The sequence below is a fragment of the Streptomyces sp. SID10853 genome, assembly GCF_010548145.1.
Taxonomy (GTDB): Bacteria; Actinomycetota; Actinomycetes; order Streptomycetales; family Streptomycetaceae; genus Streptomyces.
Window position 1 is genome coordinate 1 of the sequence record NZ_JAAGLN010000394.1, and the last position, 3697, is coordinate 3697.

Consider the following 3697-nt stretch of genomic DNA (forward strand, 5'->3'; position numbering starts at 1 on the left):
GCACCGGTACTCGTCGACGACGTCGCCCGTGTTGCGCAGCCGTAGCCGCACGGTGGCCGTACTGCCGGGGTCCACGGTGGTGGACGCAGGCTCCAGAGAGGTCCAGATGCTCACGCGCCGGACACTAGTCAGCGGCATGACGTCGTGTCACCAGGCGGCGGGGCAGGACTGTTGCCCGAGCGGTCTCTCCGGGTGCCCTCGGTGGCGGTCGGGGGCAACGGTCGCGCCCGTGCGGCCGCCGGTCAAGGCCCCGGCGGGCCCGGCCGGTTCAGGGCCGCGGCCGCGCGGGCGGATCGTCCCGGTACGGAGGGCCGGGCCGAGGGCCGGCGGGACAGCAACGGGTGACAACGCGGCGTCTGTCTGTGATTATCTGGCCGTTCGCCCGCTGCCGCGCCGGCGCCGGGCGGGCTCGCGCGAAGGGCCCGCGCCGGTCCCCGGGGTGCCCGGCTGCCCCTCAGGGCATGCGGTATGCCCTCGGATAGGTACCGGAGGACGTTTCGCCGGCGCTCCCCGCCTCCCAGAGTGGAGGGCAGGTCGTGTCTCGTACCCCGAGGAGAGCTGAGCATGCCGTCTTACCTGTCACCAGGTGTGTACGTGGAGGAGGTGGCCAGCGGCTCCCGTCCGATCGAGGGGGTGGGCACCTCGGTCGCCGCCTTTGTCGGTCTCGCGCCCGTTGGGCCGCTGAACGAGCCGACGCTGGTGACCAACTGGACGCAGTACGTCGCGTCATTCGGTGAGTTCACCGACGGTTACTTCCTCGCGCACTCGGTCTACGGATTCTTCAACAACGGCGGTTCTGCCGCCTACGTGGTCCGCGTCGGCGGAGCCCCCGGTGGGGTTCCCGGCGAGGAGGAGCGGACCCCGGCGGCCGTCACCGGCCGTCCCGCCCAGGCCGCACTGCCGGCCGGCGAGCCGAAGCAGCTCGGCACCTTCGCGGTGTCGGCGATCGCGCCCGGCGAGAGTGGCTCCATCAGTGTCGAGGTCGCGGACTCCGAGGGTCCCGCGGACCGCTTCAAGCTGGTTGTCAAGGACGGCGAGAAGGTCGCGGAGACCTTCGACGTGTCGGCCAAGAAGGGCAACCGCAATTACGTCGTCACCCAGGTCAAGGAGCGGTCGAAGCTGATCCTCCTGCAGGAGGACGCCGCTGCCGCGCAGGTCGCGAGGCCGGAGAACCAGACGGTCGCGCTGTCCGCGCCGCCCGCCGCCCCGGCCACGCCGGCCCCGGTCGAGCAGCAGCAGCCCGAGCAGGTGCGGATCGGCGACTACCTCGGCGACTCCGCGGACCGGACCGGCTTCGGCGGTCTTGAGGCCGTCGACGAGATCTCGATGGTCGCGGTCCCCGACCTGATGGCCGCCTACCAGCGCGGTGCCATCGACCTGGAGGCCGTCAAGGCCGTCCAGCTCGGTCTGATCGCGCACTGCGAGCTGATGGGCGACCGGCTGGCCGTCATCGACCCGCCGCCCGGCCTCAACGCCCGTGAGATCCGTGTCTGGCGTCAGGAGACCGCGGGTTACGACTCCAAGTACGCAGCCCTGTACTACCCGTGGATCAAGGTCTTCGACCCGGCGGGCGGCCAGACCAGGCTGATCCCGCCGAGTGGCCACGTGTCCGGTGTCTGGGCCCGTAACGACTTCGAGCGCGGTGTGCACAAGGCGCCCGCCAACGAGGTCGTCCGCGGCGCCGTGGATCTGGAGATGCAGATCACCAGGGGCGAGCAGGATCTGCTCAACCCGCTCGGCATCAACTGCATCCGGGCCTTCCCCGGCCGCGGTATCCGGATCTGGGGAGCGCGCACGCTCTCCTCCGACCCGGCCTGGCGCTACCTGAACGTCCGCCGGTACTTCAACTACCTGGAGGAGTCGATCCTCACAGGTACCCAGTGGGTCGTCTTCGAGCCGAACGACCAGGCTCTCTGGGCCCGGATCCGGCGGAACATCTCCGCCTTCATGGTGACGGAGTGGCGCAACGGCGCACTCTTCGGCGCGACGCCGGAGGACGCCTACTACGTGAAGTGCGACGCGGAGACCAACCCGGCGGAGTCGGTGGACCTCGGCCGGGTCATCTGCGAGATCGGTGTCTCACCGGTCAAGCCGGCCGAGTTCGTGATCTTCAGGCTGGCCCAGTTCTCCAGCGGTGGCGGAGAGCTGGAGGAGTAGCAGCGCGTCCCGGGCCCGGCGGTCAGAACCTGGCCGCCGGGCCCGGGCCCGCGCACCACCGGTCGCCCGTCAGCCACGGCCCGCAGGGGCCGTGCGGCGGGCACCGGTACCAGCACCACCGGCACTACCGACACCACGGACAGCGCGAACAGAAGGAACAGCGTCCATGAGCCTCATGCCCGGCGATTCGCTCACTTCACATAATTTCGGTCTCCAGATCGACGGCGTCATGGTCGAGTACCTCCAGGAGGTCAACGGCCTGGACATGACGCAGGACGTCATCGAGTTCCAGCAGGTCTCGTCGAACGGCCAGCCCATCACCAAGAAGCTGCCCGGCGTGAAGAAGGCGGGAGAGGCCACGGTCGTCCGCGGCATGACCCAGTCCAAGTCCTTCAACGACTGGATCAACGCCTCCGTACGCGGCGACATGGGCTCGGCCCGTAAGAACGCCAGCATCATCGTGATGGACTACCAGAACAGCCCCGTGAAGCGGTACCACCTCCGCAACGCCTGGTGCAGCAAGGTCTCGGCCAGCACCGTGAAGGCGGGCGAAGCCTCGGCCCTCACCGAGTCCGTCACGATCACCTACGAAGAAATGATCATGGAGTAATGCGCAGGGGAGTAGCTGCCCAGCCTGCACCGGCCGCCGCCGCCACGGTCACTCCCGAGGCGGCGGCCCCGGTCGCAGCAGCGGTCGAACCGCCTCCCGCACGACGGGAGTTGCGTACCGAGTTCGCCTTCGAGCTGCCGCGCGGCTACGTGGACGAAGCGGGGAACGTGCACCGTGAAGGTGTGATGCGCCTGGCCACCGCACGGGACGAGCTGATCCCGCTGCGGGACATCCGGGTGCAGGAGAACCCCGCGTATCTGTCCGTCGTTCTGCTCGGCCGGGTCATCACCCGGCTGGGCAGCGTGGCGCACATGCACGACGGTGTGGTGGAGAACATGTTCGCCTCCGACCTCGCCTTCCTGCAGGACTTCTACCGTCAGGTGAACGCCGAGGGCCACACCAGGGCCGGCGTGACCTGTCCGCACTGTGAGCAGCCGTTCGAGGTCGAACTCGGCGGGAGCCGCCTGGGGGAATCGTGACGTACGCGACCGAACGTGTCCACGAGGAGATCGCGTACATCGCCTACCACTTCCACTGGAGCCTGGAGGACATCCTGGACCTCGAACACCGCGACAGGCGCCGTTATGCCGAGCAGATCGCCACGCTCGTGACCCGCGCGTCGGCGGAGCGGTAAGGGAGGCGGGACACCGTCATGGGATTCCTCGACCGGTTCAGGGGCCGCACCGACACGGGCCCGGCTTCACCTGCCCGCACCACCGCGGCACCCGCCGCCCCGGCACCGCCCGCCCCGGCGGCGGTCACGCCGGACGTGGTGGGGGCTTCCGGGCACGACTGGAACGGCCTGCCCGCGATCCAGCGGGCGACCCAGCACACGGCGGGGCACGCCGTGGCCACCGCCGACTTCTCGTCCCGGCTGGCCACGTGGCAGAACCCGTCCTTCTCGGGGTCGCTCTCGCACGCCGTGCTCGA

General features: G+C 69.7%; 5 protein-coding genes. All 5 read left to right on the forward strand.

Annotated features, from left to right (window positions below):
* Positions 1-564 precede the first annotated feature (564 nt).
* Positions 565-2157, forward strand: a complete 1593-nt coding sequence (locus G3I19_RS35265) for a phage tail sheath family protein (RefSeq protein ID WP_164267764.1) — start codon at positions 565-567, stop codon at positions 2155-2157.
* A gap of 166 nt (positions 2158-2323) precedes the next feature.
* Entirely contained in the window at positions 2324-2767 is a 444-nt protein-coding gene (locus G3I19_RS35270) for a phage tail protein (RefSeq protein WP_164267765.1), read from the forward strand.
* Positions 2767-3246, forward strand: coding sequence for a hypothetical protein (locus G3I19_RS35275; RefSeq protein ID WP_164267766.1), 480 nt, complete (start codon positions 2767-2769; stop codon positions 3244-3246). Before G3I19_RS35270 ends, G3I19_RS35275 begins: the two co-directional genes overlap by 1 nt.
* Positions 3243-3401 carry a DUF6760 family protein gene (locus G3I19_RS37120; protein ID WP_328537638.1) on the forward strand — a complete coding sequence of 53 codons (159 nt, stop codon included), beginning with the start codon at positions 3243-3245 and terminating at the stop codon, positions 3399-3401. Before G3I19_RS35275 ends, G3I19_RS37120 begins: the two co-directional genes overlap by 4 nt.
* An 18-nt stretch (positions 3402-3419) precedes the next feature.
* A partial coding sequence (locus G3I19_RS35280; protein ID WP_203601060.1) for a hypothetical protein occupies positions 3420-3697 on the forward strand: 278 nt, incomplete at its 3' end.

Excerpts from the sequence above, each read along its gene's own strand:
- G3I19_RS35265 (WP_164267764.1), top strand. The coding sequence starts at position 565 with ATGCCGTCTTACCTGTCACCAGGTGTGTACGTGGAGGAGGTGGCCAGC.
- G3I19_RS35270 (WP_164267765.1), top strand. The coding sequence starts at position 2,324 with ATGAGCCTCATGCCCGGCGATTCGCTCACTTCACATAATTTCGGTCTC.
- G3I19_RS35275 (WP_164267766.1), top strand. The coding sequence starts at position 2,767 with ATGCGCAGGGGAGTAGCTGCCCAGCCTGCACCGGCCGCCGCCGCCACG.